We start from the raw sequence: 21,486 nt of genomic DNA, 5'->3' as shown, positions 1-21,486 counted from the left end.
TTGCATGTGGCGCACAAGGACTCCGCGAGCGGACCGCCAGCCGAACGAACGGGCGAGTCGGTTGACTTCCTGTGCTTCTACCGGGGCCGGACGCAGGGCCGCCCGAACCGGGCTTCTACTTGACCAGCCGGAAACCGGGGTGTCCGACCCAGGCCCGCAGGAACTCCGCAGTTCCCAACGCCATCCAATCGTCCTCGATCCCCAGCACCCCTGGAAGGCCGGCGACGATCGACGCCTGTGCGTCCAGCAGTTCGACTTTGGCCACGCCTCCGATGACGTCCATGATCGCAGCGGTCAGCAGGGCGGTCGCCACGTGGTCTATCTCGCGATTGCAGCAGGCGCTGACGTTGACGGCATGGGTCGGCCTGAAGCCGAGGATGGCCTCCACCTCGGGCTCGTCCTCGTGCTCAGCCTCGAAGGTGCTCTCGTCGCCGACACCCGGCCCCATCAAGTAGACCAGGAAGGGTCGACGCCAGTCCTCGCGCTGCGGATTGAATCCCACCAGTGCCGTGAGCTCCTCGTACACGGAGTGGTTGCTGAGGAGTGGAAGCGGGAATGGCTTGCGCCAGTCCTCCGCTCGCCTGTCCTCGACGCCCAGTCGCTCCGCGGGCACGTTGACGTCGAAGAACCCGGGCCGCTTCTCGTGGAAGTGGGAGGAGAGCCCCACCATCAACACGCGGAACTCCCGCAGCACAGCCGGGGAGAGCGGCTCCGCCAACTCGATCACCAACGTCGGACCAGACATGCCGGGATCCTAGTTTGATCGGCTCCGCCGCCGCTCGAAGTCGTTCTCGGTGGCGATGCGGAGTCGCCCCTGGTCACTTCGAGAGAGGGTTTGGAGCTGCTGGCGCTGGAGTGCGTTCATGGGTGTTCTGGTGAGCGGGAGTGAGTGTGGGCGGGCGGTGTCGTGTCGTGTATCCCGGCGTCAGGTGCTTGAGACGGGTCCGAGGACCTGGACTTCACCATGCCCCGGCGCGAGAGCGGCGACAGGAATTCCGGGCCCAGTGACAGACCCCTTCCTCGCCCCATTGCGAGCGTCGCACTCGAAGGCCCCGATGGAACGCCCCCACGCGCCGGCGTTCTCGGCGACCACCACTCTTCCTTATTCCAGCAAAGATGCCTTATTGTGATAAGTATGATGCTGACGCAACGGGAGCGCGAGATCCTGGCACTCTTGCGGCGTGACCCTCTGGCCGGGCCTCAAGCGCTGGCCGATGCGTTGGGCACGACCCGCACCGCAGTGAACGTCCACCTCTCCAACCTCGGAAAGAAGGGCGCCATCCTGGGGCGCGGCTACATCGTGCGCCAGGAGAACGCGGTGGTCGTGGTCGGCGGGGCGAACATGGACCACAAGGTGCGCAGTCTGGCACCGGTGACCCGGCACACCAGCAACCCGGGCCGCTCGCACACCAGCCCGGGCGGAGTCGGGCGCAACATCGCCGAGAACCTCGCCCGGCTGGGTACGCCGACCCACCTCATCGCCGCCATCGGCCGGGATCCGGCAGGCGAGTCACTGTTGCGCGAGACCCAGGCCGCAGGGGTGCGAACCGACCACGTCCACCTCAGCATCCACCCCACCGGCACCTACACCGCCGTCCTGGACGCGGACGGCGACCTGCTGGTGGCCGTCGCCGACATGACGGCCACGGACGAGCTGTCCCCCGCCGACCTTCACCACATCCGCGAGCTGGTGGCCGGCGCCACCATGCTGGTGCTCGACGGCAACCTCGCCACGGCGACGCTCAACTACGTCGCCGATCTGGCCAAGGCGGCCGACGTTCCGGTGGTGATCGACCCGGTGAGCGTCCCCAAGGCAGCGCTGCTGGGCCCCGGGATCGTCCCAGAGCGACCGTACTTCGCCGTCACACCCAACAAGGACGAGCTCCGGGCGCTGGTGGACCTCCCCGTCGGGACCGACGAGGAAATACTGTCCGCCGCCGCCGCACTGCACGACCGGGGTGTCACCCATGTCTGGGTGCGGCTCGGCCCCGGGGGAAGCGTGCTGAGCAGCGCGGGCCACGGTCACACCTTCCTGCCCGCGCCCCGGACCGAGGTCGTGGACGTCACCGGCGCGGGAGACTCCATGCTCGCCGCCTTCGTCCACGCCGTCCTGGGCGGCGCCGAGCCCGTCGAGGCCGCGCGTTTCGGCCACGCCGCAGCCGCGCTGACCGTCGCCGCCACCGCCACCGTACGACCCGACCTGTCCCCGCGCCTCGTCGAGGACGCGTTGAACCACCCTGACGGAGACTGAGATGACCACCCATCACCCCCTGCTGACGATCACCGACGAGGTCCGCGACGCCCTGCACGACGGCCGCCCGGTCGTCGCGCTGGAGAGCACGATCATCAGCCACGGCATGCCGTACCCCCAGAACGTCGAGATGGCCACCGAGGTCGAGCGGATCATCCGGGAGAACGGCGCTGTCCCCGCCACCGTGGCGGTCCTGCACGGCCGGCCCCGGATCGGCCTGGAGGCCTCCGACCTCGAACTCCTGGCCACCAGCCCCGACGTGGCCAAGGTCAGCGTCCGCGACCTCGGCCACGTCGTCGCCCGCGGTGCCCACGGCGCGACGACGGTGGCCAGCACCATGCGACTCGCGGCGCTCGCCCGGATCCCCGTCTTCGTCACCGGAGGTATCGGCGGCGTGCACCGGGGCGCCCCGGCCACCTTCGACACCAGCGCCGACCTGACCGAACTCTCCGCCTCCCCCGTGGCGGTCATCAGCGCCGGGGTCAAGAGCATCCTGGACATCGGGCTGACCCTGGAAACCCTGGAGACCCTCGGCGTCCCGGTCATCACCTACGGCACCGACCAGTTCCCCTCCTTCTACTCCCGGACCAGCGGCCACGCCTCCCCCCTGCGCGCCGACTCCCCCGAGGAGATCGCCGCCGTGATGCGCGCCCACTGGGAACTGGGCGGAACAGGCGGTCTCAACATCGCCAACCCCATCCCCGAGGCCGACGAGATCCCTGCCGAACGCATCGAGGGGATCATCCAACAGGCCATCGCCGAGATGGAGAAGGCCGGTATCGGCGGCAAGGACGCCACCCCGTATCTTCTCGGCAAGATCGTCGAACTCACCGAGGGTGCCAGCCTCCGCGCCAACATCGCCCTGGTCAACAACAACGCCCGCCTGGGCGCTCGCATCGCCGTGGCGTACGCCCGGAAGTAGGTGGCACCGGGCCACGCACAGCCGTGGCCCGACACAGCAACCGAACAGCCTGCCGCCCACCGCAGCAGTCACTTTGCCGCCGACCAGACAGGAGAGAGCGGCAGCAGCCCGAGGGACGCGCGGCCCTCGCCTCCTGAGGCTCGCGGGAGAAGGCGGGAAAAGGGCGGTGTTCAGGAGACCTGCCGCAGGCGGGTGAACGACCGAGCCGATCACGCCGAACCTTGGCGCGAATGCGGTCGCCTGCCTACTCGGCCACCAGGCACGCCTGGCGCGACGGCTGTCGCAACCAGGCCCCGGTCAGCGGTCCAGTGCGGGCAGGTCCGCCAGGCCGGTGTCGAGCATGATGCGGCCGACGGTCTCCTCCAGGGCGCTGTCAGCTCCGATGACAGTCTCGATGCCGCCGGGCAGGAGATCGCGCGGTCGGAACCACTCACGCAGCCGGGTTTCGTCGACTTCGTCGGCGATCGGCTTGGTTGCGTGCCGGGCGAGGGTTTCGGCGAGCGGCACGTCGAGGTAGTAGGCGTGGGTCGGGCCGCGGTGGTCGGCGCGCAGCCGGGCGAGCATGTCGCCGTAGCGGTCGGCATAGAGGATGCCTTCGACGACGACGTGGAATCCGGCGTCCAGGGCGTAGCGGGCCGTCAGATCGATCAAGCCGATGTTCGCCGCTCCCGGCCGGTCGCGTTCATGGAGCACCCCGCGGCGCAGGTTGTCCTGGCCGATCAGGGCCAGCCCGCGGCCGAACCTCTCGCGCAGGCCGGCCGCGACGGATGACTTCCCCGAGGCTGAGTTGCCACGCAGCACGACCAGCCGGGTTTCCCCTGTGCCCACCATCACGACGGTCACACTACCGACGACCGGTGACACCGCCGAGTCGATTCCCGGTGACGACCGCATCGACGCGGGGACGGACTGCAGTAGGTGGTCAACCCAGGTACTCGGAGGGTGTGACCGGGTGAGCCACCGCCAGGGACGTGCGGCTCTCCGCCGTCCGATGGCTGCGCACCTCTCAACGAATGTCGCTCGTCGGTGAGTCCGGACGTCATCCGACGGCTTGTCGGCCTCTGCCTGTCGGTGAGTTTCGGGTTCTGGCACAGCTCTTGGGAACCGGTTCACGGAGGGTGATCTCAAACCCTCTCGGAGGCGAGGCGATCAGGTGACTCGGAGCCGGAAGTGCAGCAGGCCGGTGCCATCAACAGGGGCCGGCTTGCCGTCCGGGTCCGTCACCGCGGTCACTGTCAGGCCGGCGGTCGTGGCCAGCTTCTCGAATTGCTCCCGGGTGTACCAATGCATGATCCATGGGCGCTCTTCGATGCTGCTGTCCGAGCCGTGGTGGCGTTCGTAGCGCAGAAGCGTCGTCTGGGTTCGGGCCGTCTCGTCGCGTTGCTCGGCGACGACGGATACCCGGAGTTCGGCGCCGTCGGGTGCCGCGGCCGTGCGAACCCGGCCGATCTGTTCGGTGGGGGTCGGTGTGGGGGTGAACAGGGGTACCAGGGCGGTGCCGCTCTCCGCCAGGTGAGCGCTGATGCCGCGCAGGGCGGCGAGCGCTGTGTCGTCGTCGGGGAGCAGGGTGAAGGTCGGTCCGGCGAGGAAGATCGCCCGGTAGCGGCGGGGCAGGTTCAGAGTTTCCATGCGCTGGTGGAAGACGGTGGCACCGATGTCCTGTTCCTCCGCCCGGCGCCGAAGCCGCTCCAGCATGTCGGATGAGGAGTCGACGCCGTCGACGTCCAGGCCGCGTCGGCGCAGTTCGAGCAGGGGATCACCGTCTCCGCACCCCAACTCCAGTGCCGGCACGCCGGTTTGCTGGATGAAGGCTGCGTAGGGTTCGGGGTCCTGGGAGAAGGCCTTCAGCGGTCCGTAGAGGTCCGCCACAATGCCTGTGTAGAAGTCAGCTGGGTCCACGCCGGTCACCCTATGCAGCTCCGTTCATACGCGCACTCGGATATGGAGGGCAGCCACTGCGGAGCGGACAGGCATACAGCAGACCTCGCTCCCGTCGCCCACTCTGCCGCTTGCCGCGCCGCCCCGGTCACCGCAGGAGCGTCCACCACCGCAGCAGTCGGCGTCGTCTTCACGCATCGCGCTGTCCGGAGCCGCCGATACCCCTGGACGATGGTGTGAGTCCGGCCCGCTCAGAACGCGGCCAGCCACGCCCCCCTGGCGTCCACCCAAGGTGGCTGACGTCCTGGTGGCCGAGTGCGCGCGGTCGACAACAGGTTGCTGATCCTCATGCAGTCACCGCACGTTGGGGAGTACCCCTGTACGCAGCTCAACCCAGCTCTCCTCCCATTCCGCCCGAGACCGGGGCGGTGGCACCTCCGCTCCTGCGATGCCGGCGGGGGACGAGAATTCATGGCAGAGCCGGCCAAGGAGGTGTCGAGCTGACTCCCTTGTCAGCGGGGAGTTGTCCGGGTCGTCGAGGCTGAGGCCCAACACGGCTGCACCGTCGTGAGCAACCGTGATGATGGCCCCGTAGAACTCGCGTGCCCTCACGTAGAGCGAAAAGGCACTGCCGGAGTCATCTACCCGGCCAAGCTCGGCGAGAGCCAGGTCGTCCCCCTCGTCCGGCGCTCCCACAACATAGGTCCGCATGAAGGCGCGTAGCCGTTCGTCACCGGGGTTCTCGGTATCGACGTAGCGGTCGATGAACGCTTGGAAGACGCTGGGTGTGCGCTGCGGAACCCACACGTAGACGTCCAGGCACGGTGGCATGACCTCAGCCTAGTGTGATGCCCCGTGGGCTGTCGGCAGAGGCGGGCGATGTGGTCTGGACCTGAACGCGGAGGCGGCCGCGAAGGCGTTCGCGGAGAAGACTCCGGAGGCGGGGGCCCCGCTGAACCACGGCCTGGGTCCTCCGACGAGGCTCTGGCCGACGCGAATGCGTAGGGCCCGAGGCCGGTTCCCGTTGGAGGTGCCAGGGTTCCCTTTCCGGCACAGGAATCGACCTCGGGCCTGACCGGGCGCGTACCCGCGGAGAGTCCTGGCGATACGACCAGTCGTGTGTACAGGACGTGAGAGACATGCGGACATGGGTGGGGGCGCACCGGTGATCGGTGCGCCCCTCATGTCCCGCGCGTTCTGGGCGCGTCCTACCAGCGATACCAGCGGCCTCGCTTCCCGCCTGGCCCGGTGGAGCGGGCGAGGAATCCGACCAGCCAGATCACCAGGACGATCACGGCGATCCACCACAGGGCCTTGAGGGCGAACCCGGCGCCGAAGAGAATCAGGGCGAGCAGCAGAACCAGTAGCAGGGGAACCATAGTTATCAACCTCCGTCCCGCCGTGTGCCCCGACCTGATCTCTGCACACACCGAAAATTTATCTGTTTCTTATCCACTGCTCGGGGCATCTGACGGACTGCCCTCAGTCACCCCTGCCTCACACCGGACTGTCCGCAGCATCGGGGCTGCACACCTCGGGCGACATCGTCGCCCCGGCAGAGCCGGCGCCGTGGCCGTGGCCGTGGACATGACCGTGGCACGGACGTGACCGTGACCGTGGGCATGGGCATGGGCATGGGCATGGGCATGGGCACCGAGGGGTCACGTAACGCTTCTGCCGGCATGGGATGGGCCTTGGCGGGTAGGCGCCGGACGTGGACGAGGAGGCGGCGGGAAGCCTGGGGAGGTCGAACGCCGCCTCCGAATCTGTCCACTCAAGGACGCAGTCGTGTGCTACCTACGGCAACAATTCTGCTCACTGGCACGGCCGGCGGATCAACGGCCGTGTGGTGGTGCGCCGGGAGAGATCCGTCGGCCGGAATGGAGCCGCTCGTCGGCAGGATCTCGGCCGCATCGGGCGAACTCCCCGGCAGGTCGCGTATGTCCCGCCCTTGAGTGGCCGTTCGGCGCGGACGGTGGGCGGCTCACGGTGTTCGAGGTCGTCAGTTCTGGCGCTTCTCCTCAGTGGCCAGGGGTAGTTCCAGGCGGGGCCCGTGGAAGCGTTCGCGCAGGAGCCGGTCGTGCGTCACCACGACCAGCGTGCCGGTGTAGTGGGCCAGGGCTGCCTCGATCTCCTCCATCAGGGCGGGGGCCAGGTGGTTCGTCGGCTCGTCGAGCAGTAGCAGATCGAGCGGGCCGGCCGTCACCAGCCGGGCCAGTTCGAGCTTGCGTCGCTGCCCGACGGACAGGTTCCGTACCGGAACAGCGAGGTCGGCGGCGTGGAACAGGCCGAGCGCGATGAGCGCGTCGGCATGTTCGTCGGGCTGCCCCGCCCTGTCGGCTGCGAATGCCGCGAGCAGCGTTCGGGCGTCGAACGCGTCGTCGGGCGCACTTTGCTGACGTAGGAATCCGACCCGGTGCGGTCGGCGCACGATACCGGTGTCAGGTGTCAGTTCCCCTGCCAACAGCTGGAGCAGAGTGCTTTTGCCGACGCCGTTGGGACCGGTGACGAGGAGTCGGTCACCAGGGGCGAGTTGCAGGGACGGAACGGACAACCGCCCTTTGACCAGAACGTTTTCCAGGTGCGCTGCCGTTGGCGTTCCCTCGGCGGTCGGCGTGCTTTCGACGCGGCCTGTGAATCGTAGTGGCTGCGGGGGTGGCGGCACGGGGAACTCCGTGAGCCGTTGCAACCGCTCCCGTGCGTTCCGGATGCGGCTTTGTGCGCCGTGTGTCCGCGAGCGCGCTCGAAAGGCCCCGGCTCCGCTGAAGGCCCACGGCCCCTTGCGGGGGATCTCGGCCAGCAGCCCGATGCCGGAGTCGGCGAGGTGCTCCTGTCGGGCGACCTCATCGCGCCATTGCTCGTGATCCCACACCCACCGGGCTCGGGCCGCCGCCTTGGCGGCGAGAAAGCCGGCGTATCCATTGCCGAAGCGCCGTACCGTGCGCTGCTCGTGGTCCACTTCCAGGATGGTCTCGGTGACGCGTTCCAGGAACGCCCGATCGTGCGTGGCCACGATGACCGTGCCCCGGTGACGGTGCAGGTGCCCTTCGAGCCAGACCACGGCCTCGTCGTCCAGATCGTTGGTCGGCTCGTCGAGCAGCAGCAGTTCCGGGGCCAGTGCCAGGGTCGCGGCGAGCGCGAGCCGGGAGCGCTGCCCGCCGGAAAGGGTACGCAGCACGCGCTCCCGGTCCAGTGGCGCGTGCTCTCCGAGCCGGCGCAGGCACATCTCGACCCGGCGATCCGCTCCGTGCCCGCCCCGCGCATCGAACTCGGCCACCAGTGCGGCGTAGCGGTCGAACTCCGCAGTCCCGGCCGTGCCCAGTGTGGCCTCGGTGACACGAATACGGTGCTCCAGGTCGCGCAGTTCGCCCAGTACGTGATCCACGGCATCGCCGACGCGCGCCGAGCCGGGTAGATCGAGCGTCTGGCGAAGGTGGCCGATCCCGCCCGGCGCCATGACGGTCAGACTGCCGTTGTCGACAGGCTCCTGTCCTGCCAGCAGCCGTAGGAGTGTGGACTTGCCAGAGCCGTTGTCCCCGACGATCCCGACCTTCTCGCCCGGCCGGACAGTGAGAGACACACGGTCCAGCACCATGCAGTCGCCGTAGCGCTTGGTCACTTCGGCGAGAGCGATCTGTGACGTGGTGCGAGGAGAAGCGGTGACGGTGGTGTCGACGGAAGCACAGCGCAAGAGCAGTCCTTTGCTGGGCGAACAGGATCGTGTGGCGAGCAGAGGGAAGACCATCTGCCGACCGACGAACAAAAAGCTAGACGATACGCACCGTCTCGTCAAGGATTCCGGGGCACCCCTCCACAGGAGCCGGTGGGACTCGGTCCCGTCCGGCGAGTCACGGGCGGAGCCATGAGCGGATCACTGCGGCTGCGGCTGCGGCTGCCCGTGGAAGACACAGGGCCTGCCCACAGCGCCGGGCGCCCGCGCCTGCGCCTGCGCCCCTCAGCGGTCGAACCGGCCCCGCCCGTGGCAGCTCGGGCGCCAGCCAACAGATGCCGTCCACGTCAGGTGCGACCGAAGCCCCTCCCTGCCGGTTGAGCACATTCGCGATTGTCAAGACGACACAAGTGAAGGGAGCGCCGGACATAGAGACCGACCCCTTCCCAGACACGGCAAGCGAAGCCCTACTCCATGTGAACCACGGGCAGAGCCTGCACAGTCAGGCATCCCACTCACCCCTGCCGACCTGACACCCCCTGCACGCCTGACAGCCACCCCGACTGCGCGCGTAGGCGCTCCATGCATTGCTGCCGAGAACGCGGCCGGTCCTACGGTGCCGCTCCGCCACGGGCCACGCGTCCTGCCGCGTCACCGGCGCCCCGACCTGTGGGCTTTGACAGGTTCGCGATCCGTGCTCCATCATCATTTCACTAGTCGACTAGTGAAATGGTGGTGAAGGGGTTGGAGTTCCGCATCGACAGGCGGAGCGGGGTCGCCGCCTATCAGCAGATCGTTCAGCAGACCAAGCAGGCGCTGAGGCTCGGCGTACTGGGGCCCGGAGATCAGTTGCCCACGGCCAAGGCGGTCGCCCAGGCCTCCGCGGTCAACCCCAACACCACGCTCAAGGCGTACCGCGAACTGGAGCGGGAGGGCCTGGTCGAAGCACGGCCGGGACTGGGGACCTTCGTACGTCAGTCGCTTGCTCGTCCCCAGGCGGGCGCGGATTCGCCGCTGCGCGGCGAGTTGGTGGACTGGATGGACCGGGCCCGCGAAGCGGGTCTTGAGCAGGACGACGTGGCCGCTCTGGTCGCGTCGGTGATGGAGGAGCGGTACGCCGGGACCGGGCCTGCCGCCGAGCACGAGCGAACAGCAACAACAGGAACAACAGCAACAACAGGAACAACAGGAACAAGGGGACACGCATGATGAGCTACGAGACGGGTTACGGGGGGCCGGCGGACACCGCCGCGATAGAAGCCCGCGGGGTCGGCCGGAAGTACCGCCGGGGCTGGGCGCTGCGGGACTGCTCCTTCCGGCTGCCGGCCGGGCGCATCTGCGGTCTGGTGGGACCCAACGGGGCCGGCAAGACCACGCTGATGGCCATCGCCGCCAACCTGCTGGAGCCGACCACCGGCACCCTGCGCGTGTTCGGCGCGGCCCCGGAGTCGGCGGAGGCCACTCGGCGTATCGCGTTCCTCGCCCAGGAGAAGCCCCTTTTCCGGCGGTTCACCGTCGCCGAGACCCTGCGCATGGGCCGCGAACTCAACCCTGGCTGGGACCAGCGGGCCGCCGAGAACATCGTCCGCGCGGGCAACGTGCCCTTCGACGCGAAGATCGGCACACTCTCCGGCGGCCAGCGCACCAGGGTGGCCTTCGCCGTCTCCTTCGGCAAGCGTCCCGACCTGCTGCTCCTCGACGAGCCGATGTCGGACCTCGACCCGCTGGTGCGCCACGAGTTGATGGGCACGCTGCTGGCCGAGGCCACCGAGCGCGGCACCACCGTGCTGATGTCCACGCACATGCTCGCCGAGCTGGAGAACACCTGCGACTACCTGCTGGTCATCGCGGGCGGTGGACTGCGCCTGGCCGGTGAGGTCGACGAACTGCGCTCCGCCCACGCCGTACTGACCGGGGCCCACGTGGACGGGCGGACGCCCCCGGAGCTGGCATACCACACCGTGGTAGAAACCCGGACCAGCGGACGGCAGTTCACCTCACTGGTACGCCCCGACGGGCCGGTCACCGGCCCCTGGGAGGCGAGCACCCCCAACCTGGAGGAACTCCTGCTCGCCTATCTGCGCTCGCCTGAAGCCCCACCTCTGATCAGTCCCAGCTCCTACGTCGGCCCGCAGGCGGTGGCGGCATGAGCACGATGACCACCAGCGACAGCACCTCATACGACTCCGCCACCGCCGAAGCCGGCCGTGGTCGTGGCCTCCGGCTCAGCGGCATGAACTGGCTAGTCTGGCGTCAGCACCGCGCCGCCTACTGGACGCTGCTGGCCGCCAGCGCGGTCACCTTGGCGGTGCTCGTCTACCAGCGTCAGCAGATGATCACGTACCTCGACGGATACGGCTATCCCGACCTCAAGTCCGGCTGGGAGGAGAAATTCGACCAGAAGCCGCTCAACCTGGCCGCTCAGCTGCTCGGGTTCCTGCCCATCGTGATCGGTGTCTTTCTCGGTGCGCCCCTGCTCGCCGGCGACCTGGAGAGCGGCACCGCCAAGCTGGTCAACGCGCAGTCCGCCAGCCGCGTTCGCTGGCTCGCCACCAAGCTCGGTGCGACCGCGCTCGTGGTCGTGGTGTGCACCACTGCGCTCTCCGCCGCCTTCACTTGGTGGTGGTCGCCCGTCAAGTCGTCGTCGTACGCCCTGAACTGGGCCGAGGGCGCCGCCTTCGACAGCAGTGGACCCGTGCCCGTGGCCCTCGCCCTGCTCACCGTCGTCGGTGGCGTGGCGATCGGCATGCTGCTGCGGCGAACCCTGCTGTCCATGGTCGTCACCCTGGGCTTCGCCGTCGCCGTGCAGATGGTCTGGTCGTACTTCCGGCTGTCCCTCGGGAACGTCGTCACGGTCACCAGCCACAACGGTGTCGGGGACAACTCCATGCCGAACGTGCCCGACGGCGCCCACCAGCTGGACGAGTTCTACCTCACGGCCTCGGGTGACCTCATCGGCTGGGGCAGTTGCGCCGAGGGAACGGAGAAGGCCCGCGACGCCTGCCTGGACAAGGCACAGGTCGTCGGCTGGTCGGTCGACTACATCCCGATCTCCCAGATGTCGTCCATGCAGTGGCTCGGCGCCTTGATCCTGCTGGCCCTGACCGCCGGCATTGCGGCGTTCGTCATCCTCTGGGGTCGCAAGCGCCTCGTCTGACCGTCCGGCCAGGCGCCTCGTCCGACCCGATCTTCCTGGCGGTCTTCCGCCCCCTACGCGGCCGAGCGGCCACAGTGTCGCTCGGCCGCGCCCTGATACTGCCCCGAGCCGGCGAGTAAATCGCCATGAACCATGCCGAAAGGCCTAAGTTGAAGTCACACAAGCGCAGGAAACGCGTGGTCACCACCGTCCCGTTGGCGGCCGCCCTGGCGGCGGCGCTCGGTGCCGGGCTGCTGATGAGCACGTCCGACCGTGCCGAGGCCGCCCGGTCGTGGCCTCCGGTCGGCGCCCCCGCGAGGACCGTCACCCTCGTCACCGGCGACAAAGTGACCCTCGACGCCAAGGGCAAGGTCACCGGTGTGGTGGCCGCCGAGGGCCGCGAGGGGATGGCCTTCCGCGTCCAGCAGGCCGCGGGCCACGCGTACGTCCTGCCGCGCGACGCCGAACCGCTGATCGCGAACGGGACCGCCGACCGGCGGCTGTTCGACGTGACGCGACTGGTGAGTTCGCGCTACGACGACGCCCACCGCTCCGACCTGCCCCTGATCGTCACCTACGACAAGGGCACGTCCCTGTCGGCGAGCACGTTCCGCGGCGCGGGCGCGACTGTCCGGCGGGATCTGCCGAGCATCAACGGTGACGCCGTACGCGCCCGTAAGTCCGAGGGCTCCGCGCTGTGGGAGACCCTCACCAGCGCGACCGGCTCCGCGAAGGTCAAAAAGATCTGGCTGGACGGCAAGGTCAGGGCGACCCTGGACAGGAGCGTGCCGCAGATCGGCGTGCCCGCGGCACACGCGGCGGGATACGACGGCAAGGGCGTCAAGGTCGCCGTCCTCGACACCGGCGTCGACGCCACGCACCCGGACCTCAAGGACCGGATCGACGAGGCGAAGAACTTCTCCACCGCCGCGGACACCGTCGACCGTGCGGGCCACGGCACGCACGTGGCCTCGACGATCGCGGGCTCCGGGGCCGCGTCCCCCACGGGCGCGAAGTACGCGGGCGTCGCGCCCGGCGCCCGGCTCGTGGTCGGCAAGGTGCTCAACGACTCCGGCGAGGGCGACGACTCCGGCGTCATCGCCGGCATGCAGTGGGCCGTCGCGCAGGGCGCCAAGGTCGTCAACATGAGCCTGGGCGGCACCGACACCCCCGGCATCGACCCCGTCGAGCAGGCCGTCAACGACCTGTCGGCCCGTTCCGGCACCCTGTTCGTCATAGCCGCCGGCAACGAGGGCCCGGGAGAGGGCACCATCGGCACCCCCGGCAGCGCGGCCGCCGCGCTCACCGTCGGCGCGGTCGACCGCAAGGACGCCATCGCCGAGTTCTCCAGCCGCGGCCCCACAGCCGACGGCTTTCTCAAGCCCGATGTCACCGCCCCGGGCGTGGACATCGTCGCCGCCAAGGCCGCCGAAGGCGACATGGGTGACCCCGCCGCCGACGGCTATGTCTCCATGAGCGGTACGTCGATGGCGACCCCGCACGTGGCGGGCGCCGCGGCGATCCTGGCGCAGCAGCACCCGGACTGGACGGGCCCGCAGATCAAGGCCGCCCTCACCGCCTCCGCGAAGCCGACCGCCGCGACGTCCGCGTACATCCAGGGCACCGGCCGGGCGGACGTCGCCAGGGCGATCGCCCAGCAGCTCACCAGCAGTCCGACCGCGTTGGGCTTCGGGACACAGGCGTACCCCCACACCGACGACCGGCCGGTCGCCAAGGACGTCACCTACCGCAACGCGGGCACCGAGCCGGTCACCCTCGATCTGGCCACCGAGGCCTACGGCAACGACGGAAAGCCCGCGGCCGAGGGCCTGTTCACGGTCTCCCCGCAGCGGCTCACCGTCCCGGCGGGCGGTGAGGCGACCGCCACCGTGACCACCGACACCCGCGTGGGAACGGCCGAAGGCAGCTTCGGAGGCTCGCTGACCGCCACCACCGCCGACGGCACGACGACCGCGCGCACCTCCCTGGGCGTGGTCCGCGAGGTCGAGTCGTACGACCTGACCATCAAGCACCTCGACCTCAAGGGCAAGGCCCTCCGCGACGCCTTGACGAGTATCTACGGCCTGGACAACGACGTCTGGACGGAGGCCTCCGACGAGAAGGACGGCGAGGTCACCATCCGTCTGCCGAAGGGGCGTTACGCCCTGGAAGGCGTGCTCCGCACCGTCAGCACCGGAGGGTCCGTGCTGCTGCACCCGAAGTTCGCGCTGACCAAGGACACGACCCTGGTCATGGACGCCCGGAAGACGAAGCCCGTCAAGATCACTGTGCCGGACGGCGCGGCCAAGCCCGCGGGCGCGATGTTCTTCTTCCACATCGACGTCAACAACAAGCCGTACACCTCTGTGTACGACGCCCGCTCCTTCGGCAGCATCCGCGTCGGACAGCTCGGTGCCCCGGCGCCGGCCGCCGAGGTGTCCGCGATGTACCACGGCATCTGGACCCACAAGTCCGTCAACTACCGGCTGGCCTGGAACCGTACGGGTGACCTGTCCGGCTTCACCAAGAACGTCAAGCGCGCCCAGCTCACCAAGGTCAAGGTCATCGTCGGTACGCCCGTCAAGGGCAAGACCACGACCATCGCCGCCGCACCGCTGACGCACGGCGGCTTCTACAACCAGCACTCGACCGCGGGCCGTCTGCCGCTGACCGGCACCGACTACGTGCTGCCCAACGGAATCAAGTGGTTCTACCAGGCCAGCCAGTACGGCGCCCCCGACGCCGAGGGCGAGCCGACGTGGGAGAGCACGCAGGCCGGCATCCCCAGGGCGTACGCGGCGGGCAAGGACCACACCCAGCGCTTCAACATCGGCGTCTTCGGCCCGGCCCTCCCCTCGGGCCCCCTCTCGGCCGTCCTCGACCGGCCCGAAGCGGTACGCGTCGGCGACACCTTCACGGCGTACCTGCCGCTGTTCTCCGACGGCGTCGGCAACGTGGGTACCTCCGACCACACCAAGGCCAGGAGCTCGCTCCACGCCGACGGCAAGAAGATCTTCGCCATGAACGCCCCGCTGGACGGCGACTCGTACACGCTTCCCGAAGGCAAGCGCACCTACAAGCTCGCGGTGGACGTCTCCCGCGCCCCGGCACAGTCCGCGGTCAGCACCCGTACGACCGCCACCTGGACCTTCGCCTCGGCCCACGTCTCCGGTGACACCCCCGAGCGGCTCCCGCTGACCGTCGTCCGCTACACGCCCAGCCTGTCGACGGCCAGTACCGCAAAGGCCGGTACGACCCTCACCGTGCCCTTCAGCCTCCAGGGCGCGGCCACCAAGGTCGCCACGCTGCGCAAGCTGGCCTTCACCGTCTCCTACGACGACGGCAGGACCTGGAAGAAGACCACCGCCGTGAACGGCAAGCTGCTCAAGCTGCGCAGCCCCGCCAAGCCCGGCCCGGTCTCGCTTCGCGTCACCCTCACCGACAGCGACGGCAACACCCTGACCCAGACCATCCACCGCGCCTACCGCACCACCAAGTAGACGGGCGGAGGACGCGGTTGGCCCCTGCCGGTCGCCCGGCGGGGGCCAACCGCGTTGCTCGCAGGTCCAGTTCGGTTGTGTCGCGCAGCAGTGCATGGCAAGGCGTCGTCGACGAGGCGCGCGGCCCTCTCCCCCGTGTCCCCGCCGAATCCGGCGCGGAGGCGGGAGACGAGACGGCGGGCGGACTCGGAGTGGACGGGCTCACAGCGGGCGAAGCGCGGGGCGCTCGACGGTCGAAGCAGCGCGGTGTACTTGCTTCGGCGGTGCGCGTCCTGCCGGACGGCCTCATGGCTGACCGGCAGCTCCTCCCCCTGACACCGAGTGAGCGGTCCGGAGGTGGGGAAGGACAGAGGCGGATCCATCCTGACCCGACTGGCCGAGCCCGCGAAGCCCGGCTCGGCAGACACTTTCTGGCCCCGAGCCCGCGGATCGGACATCACCCTTCATGCAGAAAGGGCCCGGTCACCCGGGCCCTTCCGTTCGTAGCGGGGACAGGATTTGAACCTGCGACCTCTGGGTTATGAGCCCAGCGAGCTACCGAGCTGCTCCACCCCGCGTCGTTGCTCCCACTGTACACACCATCCGTGCGGACCAGGACCATTATGGAGTCGGCCGGGAGGATGTGAGGAACGGCTCAGCACAGACCCATCGGCGGTCGGCTCACCGTGGCCCGAATGCAGCGCCTGATCCACCTCGGTGTTCGAGAGTCGGCGGACAAGGGGTTGTGACACCGCTCAGTCGACCACCGCACGATCCCGGCCGCAAATAGCCGGAACTCTGCGGAGGAGGAGGAGTGCGGTAGTGCTGCCCTATCCGTGCAGCCTGGCATCCGACTCGTCCATCACCACGGGCGAAGGCGCTCGATCGTGACGCGATCGAGCGCCTTCCGCACAGCAGATCGCTGGGCTATCAACGAGCGACGGCAGCCTCTGGGTCGCGCACGGCACAGGGCAGCGCTGAGACCTCACCACTCACTGCGTCGGCACCACCGGCGTGAGGTCGGGGCGGTCGAGGATCTCGGACGGTCCCCCTCGCCATCGTCCCCGTCGTACGGCGGCCGACGTGGCTCGGTGGTTGGGGCGAGCTCGAGAGTGAGTTCGCCAGGTGTAGTCGGGTCCACCGACACCGCGCCACTGACGTACATCGAGCAGCAGGCGGCCGTCTGCGTGCCGCAGTCGCGGCAGGGACTCGCCGTCGCTGCCAGAGATGCCGATCGTCACCCTCCCGAACACCGGAAATCGCCCATCGACCTGCTACCGGTGCCCCTTCAACCGGCACCGGTAGCAGGGGCGGTGGGGTCGCATCACGCGACTGCGGTCCCCTCGAGCTCGACCATCTGGCCGGGGATCGCCAGCCGTGTCACCTCAAGCATCGTGGTGGTCGGCGCGACCCCGACGACGCCCAACCTCGCCGCCAGCACGCCGTAGTGCTGGAAAAGCAGATCGGTGTCGGTCGTGTAGACGTTGAGCCGGACGAGGTTCGCGACAGACATACCGGCCTCGCCAAGCACGGCCTCCAGGTTGTCGATGCTCAGCGCCAACTGCGCCGCCATGTCGCCGTCATGCTGAGGCTTGCCGTCGCCGCTCATCGCGGTCTGCCCGGAGATGTACAGGGTCCGGGTGTGCCCGGAGACGACCTCACCCTGGTTGAATCCCATCTCCACCGACCACGTGACCGGGTTGACCGCCGTCCGTTCCATTGCCACGTCAGCTCCATTCGATTCATGGGGAGTACGTACGGCCAATCGGCTCCGTAGCCGCCGGCTTCGACGTCGTGGTAGCGAGCCTCGCAACGAATCACGACACCCTCAGTCATGTATTTCGATAAAGTTCTCGTATGCGTGCTGACCGGTTGGTCTCGCTGGTGCTGCTGCTGCGTCAGCGCGGTCGGCTGACAGCGGACACGCTGGCCCGGGAGCTGGAGGTATCCACCCGCACCGTGCTACGCGACATCGAGGCGCTGTCCGCGGCCGGCGTCCCGGTCTACGCCGAACGCGGCCGGCACGGCGGTTTCGCTCTGTCGCCCGGCTTCCGGACCGAGCTGACCGGTCTGAACCACGACGAGGCCCTTGCGTTGCTGACCGCCGGATCGGCGCGCGGCGAGCAGGTGTTCGGCCTCGGCTCGGCACTCGCATCGGCCATGCGGAAGGTCGTCGACGCGCTGCCCGAAATCCACCGGGCCACCGCGAGCGACGCGGTCCAGCGCTTTCTCGTCGACCCGGAAACCGACCTGCTCTCACGGCGGCTGGTCACCGAGGAGGTAGCCGACACCACCATGGTCGAGGTCCGGCGCGCGGTGCTCGCCGGACACAGGCTACGCATCCACTACGCGGCCACGGGCCAGACACCACAGTGGCGCACGGTGGACCCGATCGGCCTGGTCACCGTACGCGAGCGGGGCTACTTGCTGGCCACGAGATCCGGCGCTGACCGCACCTACCGGCTGTCGCGGGTGTTGGCCGCCGAGGCACTCCTCGAAACGGCACAGCGGCCCAACCGGGTCGATCTGGACCGGATCTGGCGGGAACGCTCCGCGCGGTTCCTTTCCGGCGGCGACCACATCACCGTGCTGGTACGGGTGAATCCGGCGCGGCGGGAGGATCTGCTGGACGCCGCGCTGACCGTACGCGCAGAAGAACCCGACGCAGACGGCTGGCTGCGGCTGGAGGTGACCTTCCAGGACTCACGACACGCCGAATGGGCGCTGTGGCAACTCAGTACGGACGCGGAAGCGCTGGCCCCACGATCGCTGCGCACCGCCCTGCACAACCGCGCGGCCACGATTGCCACCCGCTACGAAGACTCATCCTGAGACCGTCGCCCTGCAATGACCGGACGATGCGGACCGCCGATACGCCAATAGGTTGATCTGGCCGCATGGCTCTCAAGTCCGATGATCTGCGGGTCGATGCCGCAAAGGGAACGGAGATCGTTCCGGAAGCGCATGTCCTTAGGTTCCTCAAGGAGCAAGCATGAACCCTGATCGCGGGCACAGGTCGACGCTCGGTCCGCTCCCCAGAAGGGGGAGATGGACTGCCGGCGGCGCGATGGCATCGCTGGTGCTCGTGATGGTGGGCTTCAGCAGCCCTGCGCTGGCTACCGCTGCGCCCCAGCCGGAGGCTTCGGTAAGCCAGGCAGGCCCGGAACCCGACTGGGGCTACGGTGGAGTCCCGACCGGTCCTGCGGGTCCGGCCGGACCCGCAGGACCCACGGGGCCGACCGGACCGGCCGGAATCGCAGGACCCACGGGATCGACCGGACCGGCCGGAATCGACGGACCCACGGGATCGACCGGACCGGCCGGAATCGACGGACCCACGGGTGCAACCGGGCCGACCGGAATCGACGGACCCACGGGTGCAACCGGGCCGACCGGCAGTGCCGGAACCACAGGTGCTACCGGCGCCACAGGCCCGACCGGTTCGGCGGGTACACGCGAGGTCGTCACCTTGACCGAAGGCATTGACGTGGGCGGCGGCCTCACTCGTACTCCGGTATGCCCGGACGGGCTGGAGCCCGTCTCGGGCGGCGCACAGTCGGGCACTACAGCGACGGTGATCGGCCAGTCGTACCCCAATGCCGCAGCCAACGGCTGGACCACCAGTGTGACGAACAACTTCCCCGTCCCCCTCGACGTCACCTGGTACTCCGTCTGCGAAACGCCTGCATGAGGCACACGGGGCGGCGCGTGAACAGGTGACCAGTGCGGCCGCCGGTTCGACATGGTCGACCTCGATCCGTTCGACCACTCCACCCCCGCCGGGATCACCGCCTTCCTCGGCCACCTGGCCGGCGTTGAGGACCAACTCAGGCTCCTGCGCTCCTCGCGGGCTTGCTGACCACCGGCGAGATGCCCGAGTACCTCATCGAACGGGTTTGCGGCGTCGTCGTCCTGCTGCGGCACCTGATGAAGGACGGCTGCACCGACGCGATCACCACAGGCGAAGAGCGCCTCACGCCCGGCCTGCTCGCGTGGGCCACGATCCACCTGGGCAGCCTCGACGATCTCGCCCCCGGGACGCGAGGTCCCCGACCTTCCGCAGACGGCACCGCCCGCCCAGCCCAAGCCACGCCGCGGGCGCGGACGAAACGCGGTCGTGGACGACCGCGGTAACCGGTCAGCCGCAGGTGACTGACACGACCACGAGCATCGGGCTGCGGCCGGTCGGCCGCAGCCCGACCCGCTGGAGGGCGAATCCCTGACGGGCTTCGTCCTGTGCCTCTCCCACCGCTCCCACCGCTCGCGCGTCGCCCCGGCGAGCTGGCCCGTTTGACCGGCCTGACCGGACAGGACCGACTCGGCCGAGCCAGAACCGCACCGGCCACATCCCCAAACTCCGCTGGGCCTGGAACCGGCAGCGGCAGCGGCAGCGGCAGCGGCACAACGTCTTCCACTGGCTGAGCCGAAGCACGATAGTTGTCACCACCGGCATCCGCTGGCCTGCGGCTTCAGTAGGACAAAGCATGGTGGTTGTCACCAATGCGGCGCGCTACCTGTCACCACCGGCAAGCGAAGCAGGGACGAGTTCCGTCAGCGCCAAGGTGCCCAGTCCGTTCGCATACTCATCGAGTGCCGCGCGCCTGGCTTCGGACACGCGGGCAGGCGCCGCCAGTGGGGTCGCCGATGGTTCATCGCTGCCCGCCATACGTCCCGATCCCACGGGTTCTCCAGGAAGGATCTTGGCCAGGAGATCACGACCCTGGGCGATGTCGGCCGGGAGAAGGTACGAACCGAAGACCGGGACTTCGCACGATGCTGCCACGCTGGCCACCGCCTGGTGAATCAGAATGTGGTCCGGATGGCCCGTCAGGCCGTCCGGACCCACGGTGAGCACGACGTCGGTTCTTCGCCTTTGCCACAGCTACACGTCCCCGTTCGGTGCGACTGCTTTGTCGGGCCGAGTCTCGCAGTGATCGGTCCGTGCCGGTTCCTGATCCGCTGAGTACGGCTGATTCCGCTCGTTGCGGGAGCGGCCCGGGAGGACCAGCGTGCGAGCCCTGGTGGGCTAACCGCGACGCGGTGGGCTCATCGAGAAAGGCCGCTGTGAGCGAGTGTAGCGAGGGAGCGCGAACCGTCCCGGCGGTGTTCCCCGTGCCGCCGGGAGGTCTTCTCCGCCCGGCGGTCGAGAGGCTGGCGGCTGCGGGGAGGCCCGATCCCGGCCACCACGTCCAGCACCGGCGCCGTGAGGCGTCGCCTCCGTAGGCCTGTCCGTAGTTTCCAGACCAAAAGCAACGGTAAGAACTGAGGGTTGATCAAGCTCTGTTGCGAGCCCTAGCGTGCCGTCCGTTTGGTGACGGTCGATGCTCAGGCGGTGGGTTCGTGGCGACTCAGGATGTGTTCTCGGCGGAGGAACTGGCGCGGCTTCGGGGTTCCCCGGAGATCAACCGGGCGGAGCTGATCCGGTACTTCACGTTGACCGGTGCGGACGAGGCGTTCGTGCGTCAGTTCCGTACTGGCCGCAACGTGCTGGGTGTGGCGGTTCAGTCGTGCACGCTGCCGTGGCTCGGGTTCGTGCCCGATGAGGTGGCGTTGGCCCCGGACGCCGTGGTGGGCCGGTTGTCGCAGCGACTCGGGATCGCGATGGGTGAGCTGCGCGGGTACGGCGAGCGGGAACAGACCCGTACGGATCACCTGCGCGAGGTGGCCGGTTACGCCGGCTGGCGATCGATGGACACCGCCGAATGGAAGGACCTCGACGAGTTCCTGTTCGCCCGGGCGATGGAGCACGACTCCCCGAAGCTGCTGTTCCGGCTGGCCTGCGAGTACCTGCTGTCGTCGCGGGTGCTCCGGCCCGGGGTGGTCCTGCTGCTGCGACGCGCGTGAGCCCGAGCCGCAGCCACTCGACTGCGTACCTGACCGTGTCACTGTCGGCCGGCCAAGCCCTGCCCCGCGATCTGCAGACCTGGATCCGCTGGCACTGGCACATCGAGAACCGGCTCCATCACGTACGCGACGTGACTTTCCGTGAAGACGCGCACCAGGCCCGGACCGGTAATGGACCCGCCGTCATCGCGACCCTGCGTATTGATCCGAAACTCAATCGGTTCTATTCGAGGGTGTAGCGGACGTGTGGGCCGCCGAAGTAGCCGCGGACGATGTGTGGCTGCCGTTGGCGGCGGTGGAAGAACC

The 21,486-nt window shown here is 68.9% G+C and carries 18 protein-coding genes and 1 tRNA gene; 10 read left to right on the top strand and 9 right to left on the bottom strand.

Annotated features, from left to right (window positions below; all coding sequences use genetic code 11):
- Positions 1-115 precede the first annotated feature (115 nt).
- Positions 116-745 carry a DUF6368 family protein gene (locus AWZ10_RS39510; protein WP_060893465.1) on the bottom strand — a complete coding sequence of 210 codons (630 nt, stop codon included), beginning with the start codon at positions 743-745 and terminating at the stop codon, positions 116-118.
- Positions 746-1,135: 390 nt separating this feature from the next.
- Between AWZ10_RS39510 and AWZ10_RS39505 the strand changes: the two genes are divergently transcribed.
- Both AWZ10_RS39505 and AWZ10_RS39500 read left to right on the top strand, forming a co-directional pair.
- Complete coding sequence (locus AWZ10_RS39505; RefSeq protein ID WP_046703481.1) at positions 1,136-2,251, top strand: carbohydrate kinase; 1,116 nt, start codon at positions 1,136-1,138, stop codon at positions 2,249-2,251.
- Between the two features lies 1 nt (position 2,252).
- Complete coding sequence (locus tag AWZ10_RS39500) at positions 2,253-3,173, top strand: pseudouridine-5'-phosphate glycosidase (protein ID WP_046703482.1); 921 nt, start codon at positions 2,253-2,255, stop codon at positions 3,171-3,173.
- Positions 3,174-3,470: 297 nt separating this feature from the next.
- Here AWZ10_RS39500 and AWZ10_RS39495 read toward each other — a convergent pair whose 3' ends face one another.
- From AWZ10_RS39495 to AWZ10_RS39475, 5 genes are all read right to left on the bottom strand, one after another.
- Entirely contained in the window at positions 3,471-4,004 is a 534-nt protein-coding gene (locus AWZ10_RS39495) for an AAA family ATPase (RefSeq protein WP_046703598.1), read from the bottom strand.
- A gap of 318 nt (positions 4,005-4,322) precedes the next feature.
- On the bottom strand, positions 4,323-5,072 hold the full coding sequence (locus AWZ10_RS39490; RefSeq protein WP_046703599.1) for a class I SAM-dependent methyltransferase: 750 nt from the start codon (positions 5,070-5,072) through the stop codon (positions 4,323-4,325).
- 333 nt (positions 5,073-5,405) lie between these two features.
- Positions 5,406-5,882 carry a hypothetical protein gene (locus AWZ10_RS39485; protein ID WP_060893464.1) on the bottom strand — a complete coding sequence of 159 codons (477 nt, stop codon included), beginning with the start codon at positions 5,880-5,882 and terminating at the stop codon, positions 5,406-5,408.
- Between the two features lie 377 nt (positions 5,883-6,259).
- Entirely contained in the window at positions 6,260-6,430 is a 171-nt protein-coding gene (locus AWZ10_RS39480) for a DUF5670 family protein (protein ID WP_037692688.1), read from the bottom strand.
- A gap of 623 nt (positions 6,431-7,053) precedes the next feature.
- Positions 7,054-8,646, bottom strand: a complete 1,593-nt coding sequence (locus AWZ10_RS39475; RefSeq protein ID WP_063809840.1) for an ATP-binding cassette domain-containing protein — start codon at positions 8,644-8,646, stop codon at positions 7,054-7,056.
- An 804-nt stretch (positions 8,647-9,450) separates the two neighbouring features.
- Here AWZ10_RS39475 and AWZ10_RS39470 point away from each other — a divergent pair.
- The 4 genes from AWZ10_RS39470 (at position 9,451) to AWZ10_RS39455 (ending at position 15,357) form a co-directional block, all read left to right on the top strand.
- Complete coding sequence (locus tag AWZ10_RS39470) at positions 9,451-9,930, top strand: GntR family transcriptional regulator (protein ID WP_060893462.1); 480 nt, start codon at positions 9,451-9,453, stop codon at positions 9,928-9,930.
- Positions 9,930-10,871: an ABC transporter ATP-binding protein gene (locus AWZ10_RS39465; RefSeq protein ID WP_408992324.1), complete on the top strand. Its 942-nt coding sequence runs from the start codon at positions 9,930-9,932 to the stop codon at positions 10,869-10,871. Before AWZ10_RS39470 ends, AWZ10_RS39465 begins: the two co-directional genes overlap by 1 nt.
- Entirely contained in the window at positions 10,868-11,878 is a 1,011-nt protein-coding gene (locus AWZ10_RS39460) for an ABC-2 transporter permease (protein WP_060893460.1), read from the top strand. The genes AWZ10_RS39465 and AWZ10_RS39460 overlap by 4 nt, the downstream gene beginning before the upstream one ends.
- 176 nt (positions 11,879-12,054) lie before the next feature.
- Positions 12,055-15,357, top strand: coding sequence for a S8 family peptidase (locus tag AWZ10_RS39455; protein WP_244172706.1), 3,303 nt, complete (start codon positions 12,055-12,057; stop codon positions 15,355-15,357).
- A gap of 483 nt (positions 15,358-15,840) precedes the next feature.
- On the opposite strand, the gene AWZ10_RS39450 is transcribed toward AWZ10_RS39455, so the two are convergent.
- Both AWZ10_RS39450 and AWZ10_RS39445 read right to left on the bottom strand, forming a co-directional pair.
- Positions 15,841-15,914, bottom strand: a tRNA-Met gene (locus AWZ10_RS39450).
- A 746-nt stretch (positions 15,915-16,660) separates the two neighbouring features.
- On the bottom strand, positions 16,661-17,056 hold the full coding sequence (locus tag AWZ10_RS39445) for a RidA family protein (RefSeq protein WP_060893459.1): 396 nt from the start codon (positions 17,054-17,056) through the stop codon (positions 16,661-16,663).
- Positions 17,057-17,193: 137 nt separating this feature from the next.
- Between AWZ10_RS39445 and AWZ10_RS39440 the strand changes: the two genes are divergently transcribed.
- The 3 genes from AWZ10_RS39440 (at position 17,194) to AWZ10_RS39435 (ending at position 19,470) form a co-directional block, all read left to right on the top strand.
- Complete coding sequence (locus AWZ10_RS39440; protein WP_060893458.1) at positions 17,194-18,168, top strand: helix-turn-helix transcriptional regulator; 975 nt, start codon at positions 17,194-17,196, stop codon at positions 18,166-18,168.
- Positions 18,169-18,805: 637 nt separating this feature from the next.
- Complete coding sequence (locus tag AWZ10_RS54560) at positions 18,806-19,027, top strand: hypothetical protein (protein WP_240439273.1); 222 nt, start codon at positions 18,806-18,808, stop codon at positions 19,025-19,027.
- A 161-nt stretch (positions 19,028-19,188) separates the two neighbouring features.
- Positions 19,189-19,470, top strand: coding sequence for a hypothetical protein (locus AWZ10_RS39435; protein WP_244172705.1), 282 nt, complete (start codon positions 19,189-19,191; stop codon positions 19,468-19,470).
- A gap of 376 nt (positions 19,471-19,846) precedes the next feature.
- Here the strand turns inward: AWZ10_RS39435 and AWZ10_RS51960 are convergent, their stop codons facing one another.
- Positions 19,847-20,191 (bottom strand): hypothetical protein, encoded by a 345-nt coding sequence (locus tag AWZ10_RS51960; RefSeq protein WP_159014983.1) that lies wholly within the window; start codon positions 20,189-20,191, stop codon positions 19,847-19,849.
- Between the two features lie 485 nt (positions 20,192-20,676).
- Here AWZ10_RS51960 and AWZ10_RS39430 point away from each other — a divergent pair, with 485 nt between their 5' ends.
- Positions 20,677-21,180 carry a DUF4158 domain-containing protein gene (locus AWZ10_RS39430; RefSeq protein WP_208618635.1) on the top strand — a complete coding sequence of 168 codons (504 nt, stop codon included), beginning with the start codon at positions 20,677-20,679 and terminating at the stop codon, positions 21,178-21,180.
- Positions 21,181-21,486: the final 306 nt, after the last annotated feature.

Origin of the sequence: Streptomyces europaeiscabiei (genome assembly GCF_001550375.1) — a bacterium.
Taxonomy (GTDB): Bacteria; Actinomycetota; Actinomycetes; order Streptomycetales; family Streptomycetaceae; genus Streptomyces; species Streptomyces europaeiscabiei.
This window is presented reverse-complemented; position numbering and strand designations above follow the sequence as displayed.